Annotated in this window: 20 protein-coding genes; 11 read left to right on the top strand and 9 right to left on the bottom strand. The window is 66.9% G+C overall.

All coding sequences use genetic code 11. The annotated features are described in order from the left end of the window. Position 1 precedes the first annotated feature (1 nt). Positions 2-826, bottom strand: a complete 825-nt coding sequence (locus AC6R2M_RS01295; RefSeq protein WP_500484724.1) for a gamma-glutamyl-gamma-aminobutyrate hydrolase family protein — start codon at positions 824-826, stop codon at positions 2-4. Between the two features lie 227 nt (positions 827-1053). On the opposite strand from AC6R2M_RS01295, the gene AC6R2M_RS01290 reads away from it, so the two are divergent. The 4 genes from AC6R2M_RS01290 to AC6R2M_RS01275 all read left to right on the top strand — a co-directional run bounded on the left by AC6R2M_RS01290 (position 1054) and on the right by AC6R2M_RS01275 (position 6073). Beyond that, a complete protein-coding gene (locus AC6R2M_RS01290) occupies positions 1054-2055 on the top strand; it encodes an SDR family oxidoreductase (RefSeq protein ID WP_500487445.1) in 1002 nt (333 codons plus the stop codon). Between the two features lie 157 nt (positions 2056-2212). After that, on the top strand, positions 2213-3925 hold the full coding sequence (locus tag AC6R2M_RS01285) for a glycoside hydrolase family 15 protein (RefSeq protein ID WP_500484722.1): 1713 nt from the start codon (positions 2213-2215) through the stop codon (positions 3923-3925). Continuing rightward, a complete protein-coding gene (locus AC6R2M_RS01280) occupies positions 3864-4520 on the top strand; it encodes a gluconate 2-dehydrogenase subunit 3 family protein (protein ID WP_500484720.1) in 657 nt (218 codons plus the stop codon). Before AC6R2M_RS01285 ends, AC6R2M_RS01280 begins: the two co-directional genes overlap by 62 nt. After that, positions 4517-6073, top strand: coding sequence for a GMC family oxidoreductase (locus AC6R2M_RS01275; RefSeq protein ID WP_500484718.1), 1557 nt, complete (start codon positions 4517-4519; stop codon positions 6071-6073). Before AC6R2M_RS01280 ends, AC6R2M_RS01275 begins: the two co-directional genes overlap by 4 nt. On the opposite strand, the gene AC6R2M_RS01270 is transcribed toward AC6R2M_RS01275, so the two are convergent. Further along, positions 6066-6623 carry a hypothetical protein gene (locus tag AC6R2M_RS01270; protein WP_500484716.1) on the bottom strand — a complete coding sequence of 186 codons (558 nt, stop codon included), beginning with the start codon at positions 6621-6623 and terminating at the stop codon, positions 6066-6068. The two genes, AC6R2M_RS01275 and AC6R2M_RS01270, sit on opposite strands and share 8 nt — an antisense overlap. A gap of 372 nt (positions 6624-6995) precedes the next feature. Between AC6R2M_RS01270 and AC6R2M_RS01265 the strand changes: the two genes are divergently transcribed. After that, complete coding sequence (locus AC6R2M_RS01265; RefSeq protein ID WP_500484714.1) at positions 6996-7289, top strand: DUF6916 family protein; 294 nt, start codon at positions 6996-6998, stop codon at positions 7287-7289. A gap of 43 nt (positions 7290-7332) precedes the next feature. On the opposite strand, the gene AC6R2M_RS01260 is transcribed toward AC6R2M_RS01265, so the two are convergent. Further along, positions 7333-7917: a phage tail protein gene (locus AC6R2M_RS01260; protein ID WP_500484712.1), complete on the bottom strand. Its 585-nt coding sequence runs from the start codon at positions 7915-7917 to the stop codon at positions 7333-7335. An 851-nt stretch (positions 7918-8768) separates the two neighbouring features. Then, complete coding sequence (locus AC6R2M_RS01255; RefSeq protein ID WP_500484710.1) at positions 8769-8978, bottom strand: hypothetical protein; 210 nt, start codon at positions 8976-8978, stop codon at positions 8769-8771. On the opposite strand from AC6R2M_RS01255, the gene AC6R2M_RS01250 reads away from it, so the two are divergent. Beyond that, positions 8950-15141, top strand: coding sequence for a putative Ig domain-containing protein (locus AC6R2M_RS01250; RefSeq protein ID WP_500484708.1), 6192 nt, complete (start codon positions 8950-8952; stop codon positions 15139-15141). The two genes, AC6R2M_RS01255 and AC6R2M_RS01250, sit on opposite strands and share 29 nt — an antisense overlap. A 337-nt stretch (positions 15142-15478) precedes the next feature. On the opposite strand, the gene AC6R2M_RS01245 is transcribed toward AC6R2M_RS01250, so the two are convergent. Beyond that, positions 15479-16459, bottom strand: coding sequence for a GlxA family transcriptional regulator (locus AC6R2M_RS01245; protein ID WP_500484707.1), 981 nt, complete (start codon positions 16457-16459; stop codon positions 15479-15481). A 134-nt stretch (positions 16460-16593) separates the two neighbouring features. Here AC6R2M_RS01245 and AC6R2M_RS01240 point away from each other — a divergent pair, with 134 nt between their 5' ends. The 5 genes from AC6R2M_RS01240 to AC6R2M_RS01220 are packed head-to-tail and all read left to right on the top strand — an operon-like array spanning position 16594 to position 21356. Next, a complete protein-coding gene (locus tag AC6R2M_RS01240; protein ID WP_500484705.1) occupies positions 16594-17634 on the top strand; it encodes an ABC transporter substrate-binding protein in 1041 nt (346 codons plus the stop codon). An 11-nt stretch (positions 17635-17645) separates the two neighbouring features. Beyond that, positions 17646-18689, top strand: a complete 1044-nt coding sequence (locus tag AC6R2M_RS01235) for an ABC transporter ATP-binding protein (protein ID WP_500484703.1) — start codon at positions 17646-17648, stop codon at positions 18687-18689. Continuing rightward, a complete protein-coding gene (locus AC6R2M_RS01230) occupies positions 18686-19519 on the top strand; it encodes an ABC transporter permease (protein WP_500484701.1) in 834 nt (277 codons plus the stop codon). The genes AC6R2M_RS01235 and AC6R2M_RS01230 overlap by 4 nt, the downstream gene beginning before the upstream one ends. Further along, on the top strand, positions 19519-20307 hold the full coding sequence (locus AC6R2M_RS01225) for an ABC transporter permease (protein WP_500484699.1): 789 nt from the start codon (positions 19519-19521) through the stop codon (positions 20305-20307). Before AC6R2M_RS01230 ends, AC6R2M_RS01225 begins: the two co-directional genes overlap by 1 nt. Before the next feature lie 35 nt (positions 20308-20342). After that, on the top strand, positions 20343-21356 hold the full coding sequence (locus tag AC6R2M_RS01220; protein ID WP_500484697.1) for a proline racemase family protein: 1014 nt from the start codon (positions 20343-20345) through the stop codon (positions 21354-21356). A 384-nt stretch (positions 21357-21740) separates the two neighbouring features. Here the strand turns inward: AC6R2M_RS01220 and AC6R2M_RS01215 are convergent, their stop codons facing one another. Genes AC6R2M_RS01215 through AC6R2M_RS01200 form a run of 4 tightly spaced genes read right to left on the bottom strand, consistent with a single transcriptional unit; the run spans position 21741 to position 26065 of the window. Then, positions 21741-22739, bottom strand: coding sequence for a transketolase family protein (locus AC6R2M_RS01215; RefSeq protein WP_500484695.1), 999 nt, complete (start codon positions 22737-22739; stop codon positions 21741-21743). A gap of 14 nt (positions 22740-22753) precedes the next feature. Then, positions 22754-23605, bottom strand: coding sequence for a transketolase (locus AC6R2M_RS01210; protein WP_500484693.1), 852 nt, complete (start codon positions 23603-23605; stop codon positions 22754-22756). Positions 23606-23659: 54 nt separating this feature from the next. Next, positions 23660-25291 (bottom strand): N,N-dimethylformamidase beta subunit family domain-containing protein, encoded by a 1632-nt coding sequence (locus tag AC6R2M_RS01205; protein ID WP_500487443.1) that lies wholly within the window; start codon positions 25289-25291, stop codon positions 23660-23662. Positions 25292-25345: 54 nt separating this feature from the next. Further along, positions 25346-26065: a GntR family transcriptional regulator gene (locus AC6R2M_RS01200; RefSeq protein WP_500484691.1), complete on the bottom strand. Its 720-nt coding sequence runs from the start codon at positions 26063-26065 to the stop codon at positions 25346-25348. Position 26066: the final 1 nt, after the last annotated feature.

Genomic DNA, 26066 nt, shown 5'->3' with positions numbered 1-26066 from the left:
CTCAGCGATTGGTGATGAAGCGAAGGAAATTAGAGAGCTCCCTCGTTCGCTTGACGGGGTCGGTAATCTCCTCGTCGATGCCGACCTGCCAGGCGATGTCGGGGCTACCGGGCGAACCGAGGTCGTCCAGGAGGCACGCGTAGGACTCGACGGAAGGCTCGTCGCGCGCCATTCGCGCTTCGACGAGATCCTTCGCCTGACGCCGAAGAGTTGCCGCGATCTCGGTCACCGTCAGCTCGGGATGGTACTGGACGCCCCAGAAGATGCCTCGCCCGCTCCGGATTTCGGCGGCCTCGACGGGCGTGCTTCTGGTTTGGGCCAGAACCGACCCTCCGGACCCAAGGGTGTCGACGACACTGGAGTGCATCGCGGGCGCATCCCAGGACAGCGGCCGCCCGGACAGCATCGGGTGGTCACGCCCAGCCTTCGTCGCGACGATGCCGCGCGCGAAGCCTGCCTCCATCGACTCGCGGCGCGGCCGGCACGTACCGCCAGCCGCGACTGCCGCGATCTGGAGGCCCGCGCACGAACCGAAAGCCTTGGCGCTGGCCTCGAATAGCGCCGCGGCAAAGCATGCGGCCGCGCGCGTCTCGTCGTTCTCCTCGTGCATCTGAATGGGCGAGCCGGCGAAGAGGACACCGTGGATGTCGGCCAGGCTCGGGAGCTGTGAGCCATCGATGCAGGAACAGTGGCTGATGCTCGCGTCTGGAGCGAGCTGTTGGATCGTGGACGCGTAAGTCTCGTGCGAAGCCTCACCGACCCATCGGCGACGCGCCTCCTGCTGATCCGGGGTTTCGCTGGAGACGACGAGAAGGTTCAGGGGCACGAGGATCCGATCGCAGATTGGCTTGGATCTCACCAACACCGGAAGACGCGCATCGTTCGCTCGCCTGACGAGTTCGAACCGCCGAAGGCGGATGTGTCGCACCCTTCGCGACCGTTTGCCGGCGAACGGGTGCTAGGCTCGGACGTTGTGCGATGCAGAACAGGACTGTGCTCGGGCGTCGGCTCTGCCGTCGGCGTGTGAAGCCGTGCGGACAAGGTCATCGATTCATGGAAGTTGCCGTCGTAACGGGTGCAAGTGCCGGGATCGGCCTTGCTATCGCCGAGCGCTTCGCGAAAGCGGGCTGGACGATCGCCATCCTCGCCCGCGAGCCGGAGCGTCTTCGTGAGGCCCGTACCCGGCTGGAGCGCGTCGGCGGCACCGTCCTCGACATTCCGACCGACGTTGCCGACCCCGAACAGGTGAACTCCGCCGCGGCGCAGGTGATCGAGGCGTTCGGCCGGATCGACGCATGGATCAACAACGCGATGACGACGGTCGTCGCGCCGGCGGACGAGATCACCGCCGGGGAGTACCAGCAGGTCACCGCTTTGACATACCTGTCACAAGTCTATGGGACCCTCGCGGCCCTGCGGCAGATGCGAAAGCAAGGCCGCGGAGCGATCGTCCAGGTGTCGTCCGGGCTGGCGTTCCGCAGCGCGCCGCTGCAAGCGGCCTACTGCGGGGCGAAAGCCGCAGTCGGCGGGTTCACCGATTCCCTGCGCGCCGAGCTCATCGCGGAGAAGTCGCGCGTCACCCTTTCCGTCGTCTACCTGCCCGGCGTCAACACGCCGCAACCCACCTGGGCGCGCAACCGCACCGGCCACGAGCAGGTCATCCCGGACCCGCTGTTCGATCCGCGTCTTTGCGCGGAAGCCGTGTTCTCCTCGGTGCTCGACCCCCAGCGCGAGGTCTGGGTCGGTCGGTCCACCGTCATGATGGCGCTCGGCCAAGCTCTCGCACCATCGTTCGCGGATCGGCAGGCCGCGGGCATGATCGAGGCGCAGCAGGGAGACCCGATGCCCCCACGTAAGGGCAACCTTGCTGAGCCCGCATCGGGACCTGCCAGGATCGACGGTCCTCGCGTCGGGGACGTTGTCGGTTCGCCCTCCGAATACGTCACCAGCCGCGACGTCCGGACGTTCAAGCTCGCCTGCGCCGGAGGGCTTCTCTTCGCGGGGGCGGCCTTGCGCGGCCTGCTCCGCAACGCTGCCGCGAGGCGCATCCGATGAGTGCGGTTCCCGAGCGGTTGGCGGGCGTCATCCGGGCGGAGAATCCGCGCAAGCGCGGCCGGCGCACCGATGGGTATCTTCCTTTGGAGGACTACGGCGCAATCGGCGAGGGACGCTCGGTCGCCCTTTCGGGCACCGACGGCTCGATCGACTGGTGGTGCGTCCCGAACATGGACTCGCCTCCCCTTTCGACCGCCTGCTCGACGGCGAGAACGGCGGCCGCTTCTCCATCCGGCCGGACGAGCCGTTCAACGTCGAGCAGCGCTACCGCGAGGCGAGCAACGTGCTGGAGACGGTGTTCACCACCGCGAGCGGCAAGGCCGTCCTCGTTGAATCCCTGAACAGCGGAACGGCCGGCCGCCTGCCGTGGGCCGAGCTTGCGCGCCGCATCGAATGCGTCGACGGTTCGATGCGGTTCGACGTCCTCATGCGTCCCGGCCGACGCGGCGACACGGTGAACCCCTACCATTCGACGATCGGCCGGCAGACGGTCTTCAACGTCGGCGATGTCCTCGGGCTTTTCCTTCATTCGGCTGATCTGGAGTTCGACTGGTCCGACGAATGCGTGACAGGGAGATTTTCGGTCGAAGCGGGCGAGAGGCGCACCTTCGCCATCATCGCGTGCAGCGACGGTCCCCTCGTCGTCCCGACGATCGAGGAGATCGACGAGCGCATCGACATCTCCGACGAGGAATGGCGCGTCTGGGCTGCACGCGTCAGCTACGACGGGCCGGGACGCGAGGCGTTCGTGCGCAGCGCGCTCGCCTTGAAGCTCCTTTTGTTCTCGCCGTCCGGAGCGATCGCCGCCGCGCCGACGACATCGCTTCCGGAAAAGGTCGGCGGACCGAAGAACTACGACTACCGCTACGCCTGGGTGCGGGACGCGGGCTACACGATCAAGGCGTTCCTCGCCGCGGGTGCCGAGGCCGAGGCCAAGGCCGCATTCTCATGGCTCCTCAACCGGATCGAAGAGCATGGGACGCAGGTCTGCTACACGCTCGACGGCGGACTGGTCTCGGACCTCCAGGAATGGGCGATGCCGGGCTATCGCGGCTCGACCCCCGTCGTTACTGGAAACGTCGCGGCCCAGCAGCGCCAGCACGGCGTCTATGGCGACATCTTCGAGACCGCGTCGCGCTTCGTCGAGCGCGGCAACATCCTCGACGCCCGGAGCGCGGCGACGCTTTCGCGCATCGCGGACGAATGCGCCGACCTCTGGCGCACGCCGGATTCGGGAATCTGGGAGCTGGAGGACATCCAGCACTACACGATGTCGAAGATCAGTTGCTGGCAGGCGCTCGCCCGTGCCGTGGAACTGGCCGACGGCGGTCAGTTGCCGACGACCTGCCGGGAGCGCTGGATGCGCGAGCGGGACCGGATCGCCGCTTGGATCGAGGAGCATTGCTGGTCGGAGGAGGCCGGAAGCTTCGTGATGTATCCCGGGACGACGCGCCTCGACGCCTCGCTCGCCCTGGCCGTGCGGTTCGGCTTCGACGGACGCGACCGTCTGCGCGCGACCCTCGAGGCCATCGACCGCGAGCTCGGGTCCGGTCCGTTCCACTACCGCTACTCCGGCGCGGAGAAGGAGGAAGGCTGCTTCCTCGCCTGCTCGTACTGGACGGCGGAAGCCTGGGCGCTTCTCGGTGACAGTGCAAAGGCATGCGAACGGTTGGACGAACTGCAGACGGCCCTCTCGCACGGTTCGGGCGTGCTGTCGGAGATCGTCGATCCGAACGACAGGTCGTTTCTGGGCAACATGCCACAGGGCCTCAGCCACCTCGCCCATCTGATGGCGCTGTCGACGGCCTATGGCCGCGAGGATCGACCTGCGAAGACCGCTCCGAAGCGGAGGGACCGCGTCGATGGCTGATCGCGATATGATGGATCGACATACGGCGGCGATCGCACGCCAAGCGAGGATCGCCCCTCGCCTCCTGGCGATCCTCGACGATCGTGCGCGATACGACGAGGAGCCCTACGAACCCGTCGTTCTGACGCGCGCCCGCATTGAAGTGCTTCGGGCGGTCCTGGCGCTCGTCGTTCCTCACACCATCGAGGGGCTGGACATCGCCCGGCGGATCGACGCGAAGCTTGCGCAAGGGTCGGGGGACGGATGGCGGGCGGAGACGCTTCCCGCCGACGCGCGGGCCTACGCGAAGGGCCTCGATACGCTGGATGCGGCGGCACAAGCCGAAGGGTCGCCGTTCGCGACCGCACCCCGCGACACGCAGCACGCGCTGCTAACGTCGATCGCTGCTGGAACCTTTGTCGCACCAGCGAACAGAAGTTTTGATGCCGGGCAGATGAAGGTCTGGTTCGACGATCTCCGGTCCGATGCGGTTCGGATCTACGTTGCCCATCCGGCGGCGATGGCCACCATCGACTACGAAGGGCATGCGAACGGCGTGGCAGGCGGCGCAGGCTTCGAAGGTTGGAGCGACCGCATGATCGAGGACGTCCGATGAACCTCGACCGCATGGCGCGCTACCGCGACGACGACGTCGTCGACGCCGTGGTCATCGGCACGGGCGCGGGAGGCGCGCCGCTCCTGGCGCGGCTGGCCCGGGCGGGGCTGAAGGTCGTGGCACTCGAAGCCGGAGCCAACCGTCACCCCGAGACCGAATTCGTCGCCGACGAGACCGCCTCGGCCAATCTCTACTGGATGGGCGAACGCATCAGCGGAGGTGCGACCCCGGAGGCGTTCGGTGCCAACAACAGCGGCATCGGCGTCGGCGGCTCGACGCTGCATTGGGGCGCCTTCGTGCCGCGAGCCGATCCGCGCGACCTGCGCCTGCGGACCGAGACCGGGCTCGGCGTCGACTGGCCGCTCGACTACGCTGACCTCGAACCCTACTACGACGAAGTCGAGGCGTATCTCGGCGTGTCGGGTCCAGCCGACTACCCGTGGGACGCGCGCCGCCGCTATGCGAACCCGGCGGTCGCCCGCAACGGGCCGGCGCGCGTCATGTTCGAAGCCTGTTCTGCCCTGGGTATCCGTCATGCGGACGCGCCTGCGGCACTGGTCTCCCGCCCGTTCGAGCAGGAGGCGCACGGCACACGACACGCCTGCGTCGGCTGCGGATATTGCCACCAGGGGTGCCGCAACGGTTCGAAGGCTTCGATGGACGTTACCTACCTGCCGCTCGCCGTCGCTCATGGCGCCGAGATTCGTCCGAACTGTCTGGCGCACGGCTTCGAGCGGGATGGAAGCGGACGCATCACCGCCGTCGTCTACCGGGAGAACGGTCGCGACAGGCGCCAGCGCTGCGCTGCCGTCTTCCTCTGTGCGGGCGCCATCGAGACACCGCGCCTGCTTCTCCACAGCGGCGTCGGCAATTCGAGCGGTCAGGTCGGGCGGAACTACACGGCGCATGTGGCGACACAGGTCTGGGGAACGTTCGAGACGGAGATGCGGATGAACCGAGGCTATCCGTCCTCGATCATCACCGAGGAGATGGTTCGGCCGAAAGACGCGGACTTCGCCGGCGGCTATCTCGTCCAGAGCCTTGGCGTCGTCCTCCAGACCTTCGCCGACCAGGTGACACGGGGACGCGGGCTCTGGGGCCGCGATCTTCTCGACTATCTCGGGCGCTACAACCATCTCGCGGGCATCGGCATCAACGGCGAATGCCTGCCGAGCGACGACAACCGGATGATCCTCTCGGACGAACGCGACGACACCGGAATGGCCAAGCCGCTCGTGCGGTTCTCCTACAGCGAGAACGAGCAGGCGCTGAAGGCGCACGCCGTCGCGTTCATGCGCTCGATATGGGAAGCGGCCGGCGCCTCGGACATCTGGGTCATGGAGCGCACCGCCCATACGATCGGCACTTGCCGGATGGGCACGGACTGCGACGCGGCGGTGGTCGATCCGTTCGGCAAGTCGTTCGATGTCGAGAACCTCTGGATCGCGGACAACTCGGTCTTCCCGAGCGCTCTGGCCGCCAACCCGGCGCTGACCATCATGGCGCTGAGCCTGCGCAGTGCGGACGCGTTCCTGACAGCGCGCGCTACCTAAGCCAGCCCTGCGAAGCGAAGGCGTCCCAATCCTTGAGGTCGGAGCCGTCCGTCCGCTCGGAGCGTTCGCAACGGCATCCGGCCTTCGCCTCCGGGCTGCGCTTGCCCCTCCGCGTGAGCGCCGCCTTTCCCGCCGCGCGTCGCCGTGCCTCGACGGCCGCCTGCCTGTCCTCGGCGCGCCAGATCGCCGGGAGATCGCGGTCGAGAACGTCCTCCACATGGTTCGGCTCGAAGACATGGAAGATGACGGCCTTGGCACGGCCGCGAAGCTTCACGGTTCGGGTTCCCGCGCTCTTCAAACGGCCGTCCTTCAGCCATTTCATCCGCTCGCTCGCCGAGATCGTGAGGATGTCCTCGATCTCCCGGGGAAGCACCGGCAGCGCTTCGATCCGGTCGAGGACGGCGGCGATCACCGCCGCGGCCGCTTCCAGACGCTTGTCGTCCCCGGCATCGAAGGACAGGCGAACCTGCCCGGCTTCGACGGCGAGGTGTTTCCGGTCGGCAAACGCGAGACGCGCCTTCATCTCGCGCTCGATGCCTTTGGCACGCACCGCCGAGCCTATCGTCGCCCTCGTCGGGAACGGCCACTCGGCCGTCAGGGCAGCGGAGGCAGGTGGTGTCGTCGCCATCGTCATAGGATGAAAACGGGGGGCCTAGCGGATCTTTCCCGATCCCCAACCATACTTCATGAAGGACCACTTCAACGGGGGCAGGCCAGTGAACCGCTTCTTGGGCATCGCCTCTCTCCTCTCGTCGAGAAATCGTGCCCCGAAAATTCTCTTACAGTCTGGACCAGTTTCACGGGTCAAGACCAGTACCGGTATGCAGTCATGGACGAGCGCGGGCGGACTCGCGTCGTACGTGCTGCTTCGCTAATCATAGACGCGGCGGCTTCGGTCGCGCTGTCATCTGGAAGATTTGCCATGCATTTGCTGACACCGGAGGACTTCGCCCCTTGGGTTGGAAGGGCGATCAAGGTGAAAACACTGCCCGAGGCCGTCGAGGTCCGGCTCGCCCGCATCGAGACGATGCCGAGGCTCGGCCCCGGACTCGACTTTCGACAGCCTTTTACCCTCTTCTTCGAGGCGCCGCTGTCGATCGGCCTGCTTGACCTCGCCTACGAATTCGACTGCGGGCGCGGCGGGCCGCACAGCATCTTCATCACCCAATGCCCGCCCCTGAAGGATCGCCGGATATACCAAGCTGTCTTCAACTGAGGCGGGGAAGGCAGTCTAGGCACCGCGCAACCCGTCGCAGGCGTCAGGGACGCGGAGGGAATAAACCCTCGATGCAGATGACCGCGTTCATCGCCAGATAGGGCTGCATGATCGACATAGGTTGGCTGCCGCCCGCAAAGGCGGTGGCGCCTGCCGGACTGCCTGCGAGGTTGACCGTGGCGCCGCCTGAACCCGCGGGCACATAGATCGAGGTCACCCCTGCCCCCGACGGGTCGACGCCGGCACCAAGACGCGCCCCCTCGCTGGGACTGTTCACCGTGTCGTCCGCGGTGTTGTCCGTGACAGCCGGCACCCCCGCCTGAGCCGGAACGGCGTGCACGTGCATCGGCATCTGAGAAGCGAGGATCGTGGTCTGCTCGGTCCCAGCCATTTCCCCCGGCTGGTAGTAATGGCCGACGCCCGGTGATTGGCCGGTGCCGACGGGCGTACGACCGCCGAGATTGGGCAGCCCGAAGGTCGTCCGGCCGTCGCCACCATAGACTGTGCCGAGCAGCGAGTAGAGTGCCGTGCTCTGCGACACGGCGAGAAGCTGCCCCTGGCAGAGGGCCCAGCCTCGGGGCGAGTAGCTTCCTGCCGTGAACATGACGTACCCGAGATAAGCTTCCATCATTCGCTCCTAGGATCGGTGCGCTGGTCACCGTTTGAGCGCCACCCCACGATTGGCGCCTCACCTGTCGAACCGGTCAGGGGCGGAGTTTTGCAACTCGCATAACATGCTTCAAGCTGAATCTCGAAAATGCCGCTCCTTGAATCGTTCTTCTATAAATACTATTCTGGTTCAGTGTTATATTCGCATCATCAGACGATATGCATCCCCTAACGAAGCGATCTGCGCGGATATACTCATTGACAAGATAAAGCCTTCCGACACGGTATCGTCACTCTCTTCAACCAGTTGGGGAACTGGCGAGAGGTCGGGAATTCGCCAATGTCGACTGCCTTCGTCCGTGCCCTAGAGCGCGCACTGTCTGTCTGCCGCAGGGCACTCGCCCGAACAGGTGGCGATGCGAGGCATCGGGGAGCGAAGTCTTGGCTCGCCTCGATGGCGACGAGCATTGCCGCTGCAGCAATTTACACGATGTTGTCGCCATCGGCCGCTGTTGCGCAGTCGGACGCCTGCACCGCGATCAACGCCGGATATCTCGACTTCGACACCATCTGGAGCTCGACCGGGCCTTCCAGTCCGGGCGCACGCGGCAACGGCGTGGTCGGGAACACGCAGGCGATCAGCTCGGCAAGCTATACCGGAGGTAGTACCTTTCTCCCAGCTGGAAGGCCGGCCTTCGGCTCGGATCGATACGACTTCGCCGCGAACGAAACGATCAATATCAGCGTGACGACCAACAGTGTCACGCCGGGCGCGACCGCACCGAGCTTCCGAACGAACGCCGGGCTCTCGAACGCCAATACGGGAGCGTTTCAAAACAACGCCTTCGTTAACGTGGACACTCCTGGAACCTACACCAGCACTCTGACAACCACCCCGACGACGAACGCCGCCTTCGTGCAGCTGAGGCGGGAACAGACCGACTGGAACGGCTCCTTTAGCGTCAGGGTAACCTGCACGGCTGCCGCACCGACCCCTCCGACGATCAATTCGATTTCCCCGACCGGCGGCTCGAGCGGCGGCGGCACGCCCGTGACGATCACCGGCACGAACTTCGTCAACACCAGCACCTACAGCGCGATTTTCGGCGGCACCACGGTGCCCGCGACCTTCGCCAGTGCGACGGCGCTGACCGCGACGACGCCGGCCGGCAACGGCGCCGTGACGGTGAGTGTCACCGACACCACGAGCAATCTTGCCGCCTCCGGCGCCGCGACCTTCACCTACGCCGCCCCGACCGTCACCGCGCTTAGCGCCACCTCCGGCCCGGCGGGTCAGCCACGCGCGGTCACCATCTCGGGCACCAACTTCACGCCAGCCGCGACGGTCACCATCGACGGCGTGGGCGCCACCGGCGTCACATTTGTCAACGCCACGCAGCTGAACGCGACGCTGCCGGCCCGGCCGGTCGGAACCTACGGCGTGCGCGTCACGACAGGGAGCGTGACCACCGCGGCCAACCCGCCCGCCGACCAGTACACCTACATCGCGGCACCGACGCTCACGAGCGTCACGCCGAACTCGGGGACCACCGCCGGCGGCACGAGCGTGACGATCACCGGCACGAACCTCACGGGCGCGACCGTCGTCACGTTCGGTGGCGCGGCCGCGCAGAGCTTCGTCGTCAACAGCCCCACCCAAATCACTGCAGTGACGCCCGGAGGTTCGGCGGGCGCGGCCGATGTTTCGGTGACAACGGGCGGCGGCACGGCGACAGCGGCGGGCGGATACACCTACGTCCTCCTGACCGCGCCGGTCGTCTCGGCGGATCCGGAGGACCAGTCCGTCGCCGTCGGAGCGACGGCGACCTTCAACGCCACGGCGTCGGGCTCTCCCGCGCCGACCGTGCAGTGGCAGCTTGCGCCGGCCGGCAGCGGAGTTTTCACGAACGTCGCGGGCGCCACTCTTCCAAGCTATACGACGCCAGCGACGACGGCGTCCGACAACGGAAACCGCTACCGCGCCGTCTTCACCAACGGCCAAGGCACCGTCACCACGAACGCGGCGACGCTCACCGTTGTCCAGGCGCCGACCGCGAACGCCCAGAGCGTCACCGTGCCCTTCAACACCGCGACGGCGATCACCCTGACGGGCACGGACCCGAACTCGCCCGCGCGGACGCTGACCTACAGCGTCGCGACCAACCCGGCGCGCGGAACACTCGCAGGCACCGCCCCGAACCTCACCTACACGCCGACCACGAACGCGCGCGAGGCGGATAGCTTCACCTTCACCGTCAGCAACGGCGTCGCCACCTCCGCGCCGGCCACGGTCTCGATCACCATCGCCGATCCGACGCTGACGATCTCGGGCACGCCGCCCGCCGGCCAGCGGGGCGCGGCCTACGACTTCACCTTCACGACCAGCAGCGGATCGGGCTCCTACAGCTACGCGATCACGAGCGGCGCCCTGCCCGCGGGGCTCACGCTCTCGACTGGCGGTCAGATCACCGGCACGCCGGCCGCCAGCGGCAATTTCACCTTCACCGTCACAGTCACCGATACGGGCCTCGGCAGCCCACCGGTCACACAGTCGCAGAATTTCACGATCGCGGTCGCGGCACCGACCCTGACGGCGTCTCCTCCTCCGGGCGCGCTTCCCGGCGGGACGGTGGGCGTGGCCTACAGCGTGAATCTCTCCACGAGCGGCGGGACCGCGCCCTATGCCTACACCCTCGCTAGCGGCAGCCTGCCGGCCGGGATGACGCTCGACGCCGGCACCGGCCGCTTCTCCGGCACGCCGACGCAGGCCGGAGGCTACAATTTCAGCGTCACCGCGACCGACAGCTCGCCCCCCGAAAGCGGTGGGCCCTACACGCTGACAGTGGCCTACAGCGGCAACATCCAGGCTCCGACCATCGCCGTGACGCCGCCCTCGATCCAGCAGCCGCAGGTGGGCGCGGCCTACAACGCCGTCCTCGGGGCGACCGGGGGAACGGCGCCCTACACCTTCTCCGTCAGCACCGGCACGCTGCCGGCGGGCCTTGCGCTGGCGCCGGGCGGAACGCTCTCCGGCACACCCACTCAGGGCGGCGCCTTCGATTTCACGATCGCGGCGACGGACAGTTCGACCGGGACCGGCGCGCCCTTCACCGGTGAGCGCCGATACACCGGAATTGTGTCGGCACCGACCATCGCGATCGCGCCAGGCGCGCTGCCTCCCGCTACGGGCGGCCAACCCTATTCGCAGACCCTGACTGCGAGCGGGGGAACGGCGCCCTACAGCTACGCCGTCACCGCAGGAACGCTCCCGACCGGTGTCACGCTGTCGCTCACCGGCGTCCTGTCGGGCACGCCCACCGTCCAGGGCAGCTTCTCCTTCACCGTGACCGCGACCGACAGCTCGACCGGCGGCCCCAATCCCGGCGGCCGATATGCCGGTAATGTGGTCTACACCCTCGCTGTCGGTGCTCCGACGATCGCGATCGCGCCGGAGACGCTCCCGGCGGGCACCGTCGCCACCCCCTACAGCCAGACCCTCATCGCCAGCGGCGGAACGGGCCCCTACACCTTCTCCCTCGTCACCGGCGCGCTGCCCGCAGGCATCACGCTGAGCCCCGAGGGAACCCTCGCCGGCACGCCCACGGCCGGCGGCTCGTTCGCCTTCACCCTACAGGCCGCTGACGCCAACAACTTTACCGGAACCCGCGCCTACGAGTTCGTAATCGGCACGCCGACGGTCGTGCTGGCGCCCGCCACGATCCCCGACGCAACGCGCAACGTCGCCTACAGCCAGAGTCTCACGGCCTCGGGCGGCACCGCCCCTTACGACTTCGCCGTCACCGCCGGTGCGCTGCCGACGGGCCTTACCCTGAGTGCGGACGGCACGCTGTCGGGCACGCCGACGGTCGGCGGGACGTTCAACTTCACCGTCGCGGCGACCGATTCCAGCACTGGGAGCGGCCCCTTCGCCGGGTCCCTCGCCTACAGTCTGACCGTCACCGTCCCCGAGATCGTCATCAATCCCGAGACGCTGGCGCAAGGCACCACACGCGTGCCCTATACCCAGACACTGACCGCCTCGGGCGGTGCCGCGCCGTACAGCTTCGCCGTCACCGCAGGCGCCCTGCCCGCCGGGATCACCCTGGCGGCCGAGGGAACCCTGGCCGGTACGACGACGACCGCCGGCACGTTCTCCTTCACCGCCACCGCCACCGACGTCGATGGCAACGCCGGCAGCCGGCCCTACAGCCTCACCTTCGAAGCGCCGGCCATCGCCATCACCCCGGGGACCCTGCCGAACGGCACGGCCGGGTTCGCCTACTCCCAGACTCTGTCCGCCTCGGGCGGCACCGCGCCCTACGGCTTCACCGTCACCGCAGGCGCCCTGCCCGCTGGGATCACCCTGGCGGCCGAGGGGACCCTGGCCGGCACCACCACCGAGACCGGCAGCTTCGGCATTACCGCGACGGCCACCGACGCCGACGGCAACACCGGCGAACAGGTCTACACCCTCGCTGTCGGTGCTCCGACGATCGCGATCGCGCCGGAGACGCTCCCGGCGGGCACCGTCGCCACCCCCTACAGCCAGACCCTCATCGCCAGCGGCGGAACGGGCCCCTACACCTTCTCCCTCGTCACCGGCGCGCTGCCCGCAGGCATCACGCTGAGCCCCGAGGGAACCCTCGCCGGCACGCCCACGGCCGGCGGCTCGTTCGCCTTCACCCTACAGGCCGCTGACGCCAACAACTTTACCGGAACCCGCGCCTACGAGTTCGTAATCGGCACGCCGACGGTCGTGCTGGCGCCCGCCACGATCCCCGACGCAACGCGCAACGTCGCCTACAGCCAGAGTCTCACGGCCTCGGGCGGCACCGCCCCTTACGACTTCGCCGTCACCGCCGGTGCGCTGCCGACGGGCCTTACCCTGAGTGCGGACGGCACGCTGTCGGGCACGCCGACGGTCGGCGGGACGTTCAACTTCACCGTCGCGGCGACCGATTCCAGCACTGGGAGCGGCCCCTTCGCCGGGTCCCTCGCCTACAGTCTGACCGTCACCGTCCCCGAGATCGTCATCAATCCCGAGACGCTGGCGCAAGGCACCACACGCGTGCCCTATACCCAGACACTGACCGCCTCGGGCGGTGCCGCGCCGTACAGCTTCGCCGTCACCGCAGGCGCCCTGCCCGCCGGGATCACCCTGGCGGCCGAGGGAACCCTGGCCGGTACGACGACGACCGCCGGCACGTTCTCCTTCACCGCCACCGCCACCGACGTCGATGGCAACGCCGGCAGCCGGCCCTACAGCCTCACCTTCGAAGCGCCGGCCATCGCCATCACCCCGGGGACCCTGCCGAACGGCACGGCCGGGTTCGCCTACTCCCAGACTCTGTCCGCCTCGGGCGGCACCGCGCCCTACGGCTTCACCGTCACCGCAGGCGCCCTGCCCGCTGGGATCACCCTGGCGGCCGAGGGGACCCTGGCCGGCACCACCACCGAGACCGGCAGCTTCGGCATTACCGCGACGGCCACCGACGCCGACGGCAACACCGGCGAACAGGTCTACACCCTCGCTGTCGGTGCTCCGACGATCGCGATCGCGCCGGAGACGCTCCCGGCGGGCACCGTCGCCACCCCCTACAGCCAGACCCTCATCGCCAGCGGCGGAACGGGCCCCTACACCTTCTCCCTCGTCACCGGCGCGCTGCCCGCAGGCATCACGCTGAGCCCCGAGGGAACCCTCGCCGGCACGCCCACGGCCGGCGGCTCGTTCGCCTTCACCCTACAGGCCGCTGACGCCAACAACTTTACCGGAACCGTCAGCTACACGCTGCGTGTCGATGGCCAGCTTCCGGTCGCCGCCGACGCGACAGTGACCGTTCTCGCGGGCACGTCCATAACGGTGGACCTGACGGCAGGCGCGACCGGCGGGCCCTTCACGGGCGCCTCGATCGTCACACAGGCAGATCCGCGCATTGGCACTGCCACGCTCGATCGGGGCGGTACAGGAACCTCGCTCCTCTTCACCGCCGATCCGACGGGATCGGGGCGCACGAACGTCGCCTACACGCTGTCGAACGCGTTCGGCCTGTCGAACGTTGCAACCCTTACGGTGCTCGTCGAAGCGCGCCCCGACCCCTCGCTCGACCCGGAAGTTGTCGGCCTTCTCGGCGCGCAGGCGGATTCGACGCGGCGGATCGCCAGGGCCCAGATCCGAAACTTCCGAGACCGATTGGAGCGCACGCATGACGAGGACGAGCGTCGTCAGGGGTCGGCGAACATCTCCATCGGCCTGCCAGGCGAGTCGTCCGCCAACGATCCGATCGCACTCTTCGAGGAGCGCGACGCGAACGCGCTGAACGAACGATTCGGAGCCGTCGATCCGACCTCCGCCGGAAAGCGTCCGACGAATGTTCCAGAGTCGGCGGCAGCCTCGAGCGAGGCGCCGAGATCGAACGCGGCCTTCTGGGCCGGGGGGTTCGTCAATTTTGGGTCGCGTAATATCGACGAAGTGTCGATCGACCTGGACCGGACACTGGTCGGGCTCAGTGCCGGGGTCGACTACCGCTTCACCCCGCAGTTCGTCGGCGGTATCGGCATCGGCTACGGCCGTGAGCGGGCCGACGTCGGGGAGAACGGCACAACCAGCCGGGGCGAGGCCTATAGCGGCGTCGTCTACGGCAGCTTCTCGCCAAGCGCGAACGTCTTCCTCGACGGCCTCGTCGGCTACAGCCGGTTGGAGTTCGACAGCCAACGCTTCGTGACGGCAACCGGTGAGATGGCTCGGGGCGAACGATCCGGCGATCAGGTGTTCGGCTCGCTGACCGCGACCTGGGAGCAACGAGGCGAGCACCATCTGTTAGCGCCCTATTTTGGCTTAGAGGGTTCGCAAGCGCGGCTCGACGCCTTCACAGAAGCCGGCACCAGTCCGTTCGCGCTCTCCTACGGCAGTCAGGACGTCTCCAGTCTCGCCGGCATTCTCGGCCTGCGGATGGAAGCCGACATCGGCTTCGACTGGGGCGTGCTGACGCCGCGAGCACGCATCGAGTACGCTCACGACTTCGCTCAGTCCGATCGTGTCTCGCTTGGCTACGCCGACATTGGATCGCTTGCCTACGGCGTGCGGACGAACAGCGATGGGCGGGATAGGCTTGAGTTCGGTCTAGGGTTCGATGCCGCCTTCGCCGACGGCTGGTCTCTCGCCTTCGACTACAGGCCGGCGCTCGGCATCGAAGGCGGGGCACGGGACCACTCGCTGGCAGCCCGGCTTAGCAAACCGTTCTAGGCGAAGGCTGGCGGGGTCGCCGCTCCCCGATCAGCATGAACGAGGAGCGAAGTCGGATCCGAAATCGGGACGTCATTGCCGCCCCGCGCGGGTTTCGGTTCGTGCGCGGGATCCTGAGAGGGCCGGCGAGCCGATCGAGCTGGCCGCTGACGACAGGCGGGCCCACCCACCTTGCGGTGGACGCCATCGACCAGCGTCATGTGGGTGGGGCCTCGAATGGCCCTCGAGCACCATCCAGAAGACAACTGAAACCATCGCTGAGCGGTGCTTCTCGCCTGTGTGGTCAACTCGCACGCCACCGCGAGGGCAAATAAGGCTCTCAACTGTTTGGCAAAGGTCAGATCGTCTTACGATAGAGGCTTGGAGATAGACCGTAATAAGCTCGGAACTCGCGCGAGAAGTGCGCGGTGTCGGCAAAGCCGCAGTCGAGCGCGATCTGGGTGATGTTCTCCAGCTTGTTGTCGATCATCCAACGGCCGTAGCCGAGTCGCATGACGCGGTTGAAGCGCATGGGAGTCAGCCCGAGCTCGGCCTTGAAGGCGCGCTCCAGCTGGCGCGCGCTGACACCGACATAGCGCGCCAGCGTCGGCAGGGTCGGCGGATGGTCGAGCTGCTGCTCCATGAAGTGGACGGCCTTGACCACGCGCGGGTCGGCCACGCCCTCCAGCTCCTGCCGGAAGGAGGCCTGCGGGCGCGATGGCGAGCGAATGCCCGTCAGCATCATGTGCCGAACCGCCTGCGTGGCCCTGTCACGCCCGCAATGGCGGGAGACGAGATAGAGGCCAAGGTCGATCGCGGCCGTCGATCCGGCGCAGGTGATGAGGTCGCCCTCGTCGACGAAGAGGCGGTCGATCGAGGTCTTCACGCCCGGGAACTGGCGCTCGAACTCGTCGCGCACGTTCCAGTGGACGCAGACCGAGCGCCCCTCGGCCAGTCCGGCGCGCGCGATGTCGAAGCTGCCGGTGCAGATGCCGAGGAGGCGCACGCTCGAGGCGTGAGCCCGGCGCAGATAGTCGTTCAAGTGCGGTACCGGGCGGGCTCTGACGTAACCGTTGCCTCCGCAGACGGCGATATAGTCGAACTGGGCCGGATCGAGGAGATCGCGCGAGCCCTCTACGCGCAGCCCGCAGCTCGCAACGCTCTCCTTCGCGCCGGGCGTCATGATCGTCCAGGACGCATGAATCTGCCGGCTCTGCCCGCCGTCGTCCGCCGCCAGCCGCAGGGCGTCGATCAGTCCGCCGAAGGCTGCGAGCGTGAACTTGTCGAGCAGCACGAAGCCGACGCGCAGCAGGCCTTGGACATGTGGTTCAGACGCCATTACTCCGTTCGTCTACCTTATCGATTTCACCGTCGACATTGTCGATAACATTCAAGTTTCTGGCAACGGCCTTCAAGCGCATTCGGGCGGTGCGCTGCGAGAGTTGCCCATCGAGCGAGCAACGGGGTCCTGAGATGAAATATCCGACAGTCCTTCTCTCCGCTTCGGCCATGGCGCTGGCCGCCGGCCTCCCCGCGGCCAACGCCCAGCCGTCGTCGATCACGGTCGCCTGGTACGGCGGCAATTGGGGCGACGCGTTCCACGCCTGCGTCGCCGCGCCCTTCACGGAAAAGACCGGGATTGCCGTCGTCGCCGACATCGGCACCTCGACGACCACCCTCGCCAAGCTCCAGCAGCAGGCCGGCGCCCCGACGCTCGATGTCGCCTACATGGACGGCGGCATTAGCGAACTTGCGGAAGCGGCCGGCGTGCTCGCCCCCATCGACCTCGCCGCCCTCCCGAACGGCGCCAACCTCTCCGACGCGGCCGCGTATTGGAACGGCGACCATGTCTTCGCGATCGGCGGCGGCTACTATTCGCTCGGCCTCACCTACAACACCCAGGAGATCACCGAGGCGCCGACCTCGTGGGACGCCCTGTGGGACGAGGACTATGCCGGCGCGGTCACCATCCCCTCGCCCGCCAACTCGGCCGGCATCCCCTTCATCTTCTTCCTGAATCAGATGACGGGCGGCACGCCGGACGACATGACCGCGACCTTCGAGCGGCTGAAGGAGATCGACGCGGGTCTCTTTTTCGACTCCTCGGGTGCGGCCAGCAACGCCTTCCAGAGCGGCGAGGTCATCATCGGCGCCCACTTCAACGTCGGCGCCTGGGCACTCGTCGACAGCGGCCTGCCGATCGCCTTCACCGTCCCGCAGGAGGGTGTCTGGGCGACCGACGCGCGGCTGCATCTCGTCAAGGACGGCCCGAACCCCGAGGGCGCGGCGCAGTTCCTCGACATGGCGATGAGCGCGGACGCTGCCTCTTGCCTCGCCGAGCGCCTCTATCTCGGCCCGGCCGTGGAGGGCGTCGAGCTGACACCCGAGGTGGCGCGCAAGCTCCCCTGGGGCGAGGACGGCTCCTTCGAGAACCTCCTTCTCCTCGACTGGAACGAGGTGAACGCCCGGCGCGCCGAGCTTACAGACACCTGGAACCGCGAAATCGCGCGCTGACGGGTCCCGATATGGCACTTCTCTCGATCGCGGGCGTCTCCAAGACGTTCGGAAAGCACCAGGCGGTCCGCGACGTCTCGCTGCAGGTCCAGCCGGGCGAGTTCGTCTCGCTTCTCGGGCCCTCGGGCTGCGGCAAGACCACGCTTCTGCGGCTCGTCGCCGGCTTCCTGACCGCCGACAGGGGAACGATCTCGATCGAGGGGAACGACCTGACGCGGCTGCCGCCGCATCAAAGACCGCTGAACACCGTCTTCCAGAACTACGCTCTGTTCCCCCACCTGACGGTCGCCGAGAACGTCGCCTACGGGCCCCGGCGTGCCGGAGCCTCGAAGGTCGGGGCGGCGGCGCGGGCCGCCGAGGCGCTCGACCTCATGGGGCTCGCCGAGTTCGGCGACCGCTATCCACGGCAGATGTCCGGCGGCCAGCAGCAGCGCGTCGCGCTGGCCCGCGCCATGGTCAACCGGCCCAAGCTTCTCCTCCTCGACGAGCCGTTGAGCGCGCTCGACCTGCAGCTGCGCAAGCGCATGCAGATCGAGCTCAAGCAGTTGCAGGAGAAGCTCGGCATCGCCTTCATCTTCGTCACCCACGACCAGGAGGAAGCGATGGCGATGTCGGACCGCATCGCCGTCATGAGCGGTGGGCGGATCGAGCAGCTGGGCACCGGCGCCGCCATCTACCGAAAGCCCGCGACCCGCTTCGTCGCCGAGTTCATCGGCGAGACGAACCTCGTGCCGGTGACGGCGGATGCGGACGGGGACCTTCGCGTCGCGATCGCCGGCCAGCCAGATGGACGGCTCGCGAGCGTTCGGCCGGAGCATCTGAGGATCGAGCCGCAGACAACGGGCGTTCCGGAGGACGATTGCTGCCTCCGCCTCGACGGGCGGATCGAGGCCGTCACCACCATCGGCGGCGTCACCAACATTCATGTCGTCGCCCTCGGGCACGCCCTCACCGCGCGCCGCCTCGGCCTCGTCGAGGATTTCATGGTCGGCCAGCCCGTCACGGTGACCTTCGCCCCCGAGGACGCTCACGTCATTCCGGGCGGCGCGCGATGACGCTGTCGCGCCCCGCCGTGTTCGGGCTCGTCGTCCTGCCGCTCGCGTTCTTCGCGGCCTTCTTCCTCGTGCCGCTGACGACCGTCTTCATCGCGAGCCTGACGGGCGCGGACGGCAGCCCGACCTTTTCGAACTACGCGCGGATCCTCTTAGACGAGTACCACTGGTCTGTCATCGCCGTGACCTTCCGGCTCGGCATCCTCACGACGCTGATCTGCCTCGTCCTCGGCTATCCGCTCGCCTGGTATCTCGTGCGGATCGTGCGCTGGCGTTCCTGGCGGCGCATCTGCGTCATCCTTCTCGTCCTGCCGCTCTTCACCTCCAACATCGTGCGCTCCTTCGGCTGGATGGTGCTGCTCGGGCGCAACGGGCTCGTCAACGAGACGCTGCAGAGTGCCGGGCTGATCGAACGGCCGCTGCGGCTGCTGGGAACCGAGACGGGCATCCTCATCGGGCTCGTCTACATCCTGCTGCCCTTCGTCGTCCTGACCGTCGGCAACGCCCTCGGCAAGGTGGACCGCTCGGTCGAGCAGGCCTCGGCCGATCTCGGCGCGGGCCCGGCCGCCACCTTCTGGCACGTCACCCTGCCGCTCAGCATTCCGGGCGTCGTCTCGGGCGCGATCATCGTCTTCGCCCTCGCCGTCAGCGCCTATGTGACGCCCGCGCTTCTTTCGGGCGGACGCGTCACCGTCCTCGCCGTCCTTGTATTCCAACAATACTCTACGGTCTTCGACTTCCACTACGGCGGCGCGCTCGCGATCACGCTTCTGGCCTTCACCATGGCGATGATCGCCCTGTCCTCGCTCGTCTCGCGGATGGGAGCGCGCTGATGGCCCTTCGCCTCCTCGTCCGCGCGGTCGCGTTCCTGACGCTCGCCTTCCTCGTCCTGCCGCTCGTCGTGATCGTCGGCGCCTCGCTGACGGCGAGCGAGTTCCTCGCCTTCCCGCCGCAGGGGCTGACGCTGCGTTGGTACGAGGTGGTCGTCACCGACCCGACCTACGTCTCGTCCTTCCTGACGAGCACGGGCCTGGCGCTCTCGGCCACCCTTGTCGCCGTCGTCCTCGCCGTACCGGCGGCGCTCGCCATCGCCCGCAACGATTTCCGCGGCAAGGCGGCTTTCGCCGCGCTTCTCCTGTCGCCGCTGGTGCTCCCGCACCTCGTTCTCGGCGCTGCGCTCCTGCAGTTCGGCGGCGCGATCGGCCTGACGCGCAACTTCGCGGCCCTCCTCGTCGGGCACGTCGTGATCGTCACGCCCTTCGTGCTGCGCACGGTCCTGCCGATGCTCGACAACGACCAGCTGTCGCTGGAGGAGGCCTCGCGCGACCTCGGCGCCGGCTCGGTCGAGACCTTCTTCTTCGTCACCCTGCCGCAGATCCGCACGGGCATCGTGGCGGGCGCGATCTTCGCCTTCATCACCTCGTTCATCAATGTCGAGCTGTCGATCTTCAACACGACGGCGGCGCTGAACACGATCCCCGTCCAGCTCTTCAACTACGTCCAGTATTCGGTCGACCCCTCGATCGCCGCCGTCTCCGCCGCGACCATCCTCGCAGCCGTCGTCGCGATCGTCCTCATCGACCTGACCGTCGGCCTCGACTTCCTGCCCGACGACGACTGACCCCTTACCGAACGCCTCATCATCAGGAGAGAACGATGCGCATCCAGGACGCGTACGACGTCATCTATACCCATACGGAGGGCGAGCCCCTCTGCATCGTCCACAGCGGCATCCCCTACCCGGCCGGCTCCTCGATCCTTCAGAAGCGCGCCTTCCTGGAGGCCAACTACGACTGGCTGCGCAAGGCGCTGATGCGCGAGCCGCGCGGCCACGCCGACATGTTCGGCGTGTTCCTGACGCCGCCCTCGAGCCCGGAGTTCGACGCCGGCCTCATCTACATCGACGGCGCGGAATACTCGCACATGTGCGGGCACGGGACGATCGCGGTGGCGATGGCGATGGTCGCGCACGGCTTCGTGCCGCGTGGGGAAAACGGTCGCACGATCATCCGCTTCGAGACGACGGCCGGCCTCGTCGTCGCCGAGGTCGCCAATGCGGGCGACACCGTGCTGTGGACGCGCTTCGAGAACGTGCCGGCCTACGTCGCCGAGCAGGACGTCGAGATCGAGCTGCCGACCTACGGCAAGCTGAAGGCCGACCTCGTCTGGGGCGGCAACTATTTCGGCATCATCGACCTGCGCGGCTCGGGGCTCGTCATCAAGCCGGAGAACGGCAGCGAACTCTCCCGCATCGGCCTCATCGCCCGCGAGCAGCTGCGCGAGAAGCTCGTCGTCCAGCACCCGACCGAGGGGCATATCAACAACCTCAACTTCATCACCTTCTGGCACGAGCCGACCATCGAGGGCGCGTTCTACAAGAACGTCCACGTGTTCAGCGCCGGCCAGCTCGACCGCTCGCCCGGCGGCACCGGCACCAGCGCCATGATGGCGATGTTCGAGGCACGCGGGAAGCTGGGCGTCGACCAGCCGATCCTGTCGGAGGGGCTTCTGGGCAGCGGCACCTTCGAGGGCTGCATCGTCGGCGAGACCCAGCTCGGTAGCTTCAAGGCGATCCGGCCGACCGTGAAGGGCACCGCCGGCATCCTCGGCACGGCCCGCTGGACGATCAACCGAAACGATCCGGTCGATGCCGGTTTCATGGTCTCCTGATTGGAGAAGCCCGCCGGCCGACCGCCGGCGGGCTGCTCAAGCTCGCTTTCGTCCTCGCAGCGGCCGGTACGGTAGGCGGATTCGCTGCAATCAAGCTGCTCCCTTAAAGGTAGAGTATAGCTTTCAGCAAAGCCGACGTATGTAATCCTACGCTCGCCGTATGCACCATGTTCCGCATGGAACTCGGTTCGATTTATCACCTGACCGATCAATGTTATTGATTAGATAAATAATATCGATTTCTGCTGTCGAACCAAAAATATCGAATATTCGTTCGTCTATGATTTGAGTATTGCGGCTGCATAAAAAATACAGATCGACGTATATTCGGGCTACGCAAGGCGCTGTCTAGCAGCCCACCTTGCTGCCCCGCTCGTCATTCTATCAGCCGATCCTTTTTCGCAGACACTCATTGGCTATCTGTTCGATCCCGTCGACGTCGAGGCCGTAGTGAGCATAGAGATGGGCGGGAGGAGCGATCAGCGCGAACTCGTCGCGGATCCCATGGCGCAGCAGGCGGGCCGGCATCCCCTCCTCGGCCAGCACCTCCGCCACCGCTGAGCCGAGCCCCCCGAGGATGTTGTGCTCCTCGACCGTCAAAATCATTCTGGAACGCGTCGCCGCGCCCAGGATCGCTTCGCGGTCGAGCGGTTTGACGGTCGGCATGTCGATAACACCGACGCTGCGTCCTGCGGCGTTGAGGTTCCGGGCGGCTTCGAGCGAAGGGTGAACCGGCAGACCACACGCGATGATCGTCAGTTCCTCCCCCTGCATGTGCTCGATCGCCTGACCGAAGACAAATGGTGTTCGTGCATCGTAGACGGCAGGTTCTCGTCCGCGCCCGGTACGGAAATAGATGGGCCGGTCATGATCCATCGAGGCGCGGATCGCCGCCTCCAGCTGCGGCCCGTCCGCTGGAGAGACCACGGTCAGGTCGGCGATAGACCGCATCGTCGCGATGTCTTCGGTCGCGTGATGGGAGGTGCCGTAGAAGCCCATCGAGATGCCGGTGTGATGGCCGATCAGACGCACCGGGAGCGCGCAGTAAGCGACGTCCATACGGATCTGCTCGCACGCGAGAAGCCCGAGGAACGAGGCAAAGGTCGCGACATAGGGGACGAGCCCGGTGGTCGCGAGGCCGGCGGCGGCGGACACCATGTTTTGCTCGGCGATCCCGAAGCCGATATAGCGGTCCGGGAAGCGCTCGGCGAACCGGTTCAACCCGTTCGAGTACTTCAGGTCGGCCGACCCCGCGACCACGGGATGCCCGGCCTCGGCGAGATCGATGAGCCCGTTCGAAAGGTGGTCCAGCCCCGGGTTCTTGATGTTGAGCTCCCGGTAGTGCCAGGAGGCGGCGGACCGAGGTCCTTGGACGTCGTTCATCGCAGGGGTTCCGGTCATATCGTGTTCGCCATGATTTCGGCGCGCGCCGCTTCCGCATCCTCAGGTGCGAGGTATCCGAGATGCCAGCCGGCCTCGCGCTCCATGTAGGAGACGCCCTTCCCCTTCAGCGTGCGGGCGATGACGCATCGTGGCCGATCGGCGAGCGTGTCAGCCTTGATCCAACGCAAGAGTGCCGTCAGCTCGGCGATGTCGTGTCCGTCAACGACATGCACATCCCAACCGAAGGCCCGCCACTTCTCGTCGAGCGGCTCGATGCCCATCAGATCGTCGACGCGCCCGTCGAGTTGGTAACCGTTGCGATCGACGATGGCGACGAGGCGGGACAACTTATTGTGGGCAGCCATTGTGGCAGCCTCCCAAACCTGCCCCTCCTGCATCTCGCCATCGCCGAGCATCACGAAGGTGTGGAAGTCGAGGCCCTGTAGCCGACCGCCGAGCGCCATCCCCAGACCGTTGGAGAGAGCGTGTCCAATCGATCCGGACGAGAAGTCGATCCCAGGCACCTTGCGCATGTCCGGGTGGTCGCCGAGAGGATTGCCCAACCGCGTGTAGCCGTCGAGAACGTCGCGAGCGATGTATCCCTTATCGGCGAGAATGGGGAACAGGCCGACGGCGGCGTGCCCCTTTCCCATGAGAAACCGGTCGCGCTGGGGCCAGCGTGGATGGTCCGACAGGCGCATGACGTCGTAGTAAAGCGAGGCGAAGATCTCCGCCGCCGAGAAGACGGAGGAATAGTGCCCGATCTTGGCGATCTCGATGAGGCGGATCGTCTCCAGCCGCACGAACCGGGCACGCTCGCGCAATCCTTCGATCTCGTCTTCGCTCGGGCGATGGTCGTTTCGCATGGATGTCTCCTCGCCGGATCGATGGTCCGTCCGGCCTGGGCCGCGACGGCGCGTTCAGGCCGTGAAGCGGCCGAGCGCGTTACGCGTGATCTTCTGGGTGAAAGCGTCGTGCCGGGTCAGGCCCATGACCCATTCGCAGGTGCCCGCCGTCAGCACCTCGCCCTTGCCCCGCGTCATCCCGACCACCATGCCGGACCCGTACTGGAACTTCCGGTAGGCAGCGGCCGTATTGCCGGGCGCGAGTTCGGCCAGGCCGGCAAGGTCGCTGTCGCGCACGTAGTAGCGCACCCCCTCGCCGGGATGCTCGTGTTCGAGCAGAACCGCGGGCGACATCGCCAGGATGTCGATCGATTCCGGCACGCCCGGCGCCGGCACCGGATAGGGCAGACCCTGGCGGACCGTATAGTCGAGTCCATCGACCTCGTAGCCGAAGATGCCGGCCTCGGCACCGAAGACATCGGCATAGCGAAGGTCCGTCCCTTCGAACGCCCAATGTTCGGGACGGTAGACTGTGAATCCGCGCGAACCCCGCGGTGCGAAACCACCCCAACTGCCGTACATGCCGTGGCAGCCGTTGACGCCAACGGTTGACGCACCGGGCCAGTTAGCGCCCTCACTCTCCCATGAAGCGGTCAGGAGGTGCCGACGCTCGGGGTCGTCACGCACGGGGTCCATGGTCGGCGCCTTGAACTTCCAGCAAACTTGCCGCGTGCCCTCGTCCTCCAGCCGGATCTGCCAGAGGAAGTTGCCTCCGAAGCGAGCAAAGCCCCCGCCCCGCTCGACGAAGTCCTCGACGCTTTTGCGCATCTCGTAGGACCAATACTCGTCGTGCCCGACGGTCACGAGGCAGGTGTAGTCATCGAGAAGGTCTGGCCGGTTGTGGAGGTCGGTCTGGGTGACGATGTCGAACTCGTACCCTTCGCTCTCGGCCCAGACCGCGAAGTGCCGGTCGAACTGCGCCCAGCCAGCGGCGGCGTAGTACTGGCCCCATCCTCCGGAATAGCCCCACTCCTTCGAAGGGAATCGCGGTGCGTCGTTCATATCTGGCAGGGGTGCCGTCACAATCCGAGCGGCCCCCTTCGGCAGCCAGATCATGCCACGCGTCCAGGGACGCTTCAGGCTGAGGATCGGAGAACCCTCGTTCCGGTTCTCGCCCCATGTCCCGAAATAATGGTTGGCGCCACCCCAATCGTTGTAGGCGGTCCAGGTGCCGGTCGCGAGCATGAAGAGGATTCGTCCGCGCCGCGTCTCCGGCGTTGGCCGCACCACCACGAAATGGTGCTGGACGAAGCGCTCACCGTTCGCACGCAAGCAGGTCGAAACGACCCGGTAGAAGCCGGACCGCTGGTCGGCCGGAATCGTCCAGCGGTGGAGCACCGGCCAGTCGCAGCCGTCTATGTAGGCCGTCTCAGACGTGCGGGTGAAACTTCCCGGGAGATCGAAGCTCTCGTGGACCATCTCTGGCCGATGGCCGTCGCGATAGATCTGGATGCTCCAGCGCTCGGCGGTCGTCGAGCCATGGAAATCGACCGTCTCGCCTGGATCGTAGGACATGCGGTCGGTGTAGACGAACACCTCCGCCAACGCCGGGTCTTCGCGGGGGAACTGGTAACGGTAGTCGGAGAGAAAGTGCTCGTCGCCGTACATCTTGCGGACGTGCCAGGGGCGGATGGCGTGCGGACCCATTTCGGGATGCGCGAACGGCGCGGCTTTTGAGTCTTGGGCCATCGGGTCATGCTCCTAGGAGAAACGGTCTGCCGCGCTGGACAGCTCGGCTGCGTTCGGTGCTTGATCTCTCTCGAGGTCTGCGAGATGGCGACGCAGGTTTCGACCGCCCTCGATTAGGTCCATGCGGATCGCCATCCGCAGCGCGGGCGCGTCGCTGCGGCGAAGGGCGTCCAGGACTGCCAGATGCTGATGCTCTTCTGCGTAGCTCGGCCGTGCGGCCGGATAAAGCTCCGACAGCATCGGGCCGACGCGCACCCAGAGCCCGCCGATAATGTCAGTGAGCGTCGATAGCCCGGATCGACGATAGATGCCGAAGTGAAACTCAAAATTGGCCTGCAAGGCGGTTTGCCAGTCGCCGCTTTCCTCTGCCGAGACAAGTGTCTCGTGGGAACGCGCCAGCGCGTCGATGTCGCTAGCCCCCAGACGTCCGATCGCGCGTTCGGCGGCCATTGGCTCCAGTTCGAGGCGGATGTCCCGGATCTCGGAATAGGCTGCGAAGGACAAGCGGCGGACGCGGATGTAGAAGCGCGGCTTGATCTCGATCGCGCCGTCATGCGCGAGTTGAATTAGAGCCTCGCGCACCGGAGTTTCCGACGTGCCCATCTGCCGTGCGAGATCGCGGACCTTGAGGCGCTGACCCGGAAGCAGCTCGGCCCGCATCAGGGCGGTCCGCATCCGCCGATAGACGGTCTCAGACAGGCTGTCGGCCGGATCGTCCGCAAGCCCGTTCATG

The sequence above is a fragment of the Aureimonas sp. CAS genome, assembly GCF_059838215.1.
The sequence above is the reverse complement of the archived record's forward strand: the minus strand, read 5'-3'. Positions and strand labels throughout refer to the sequence as shown.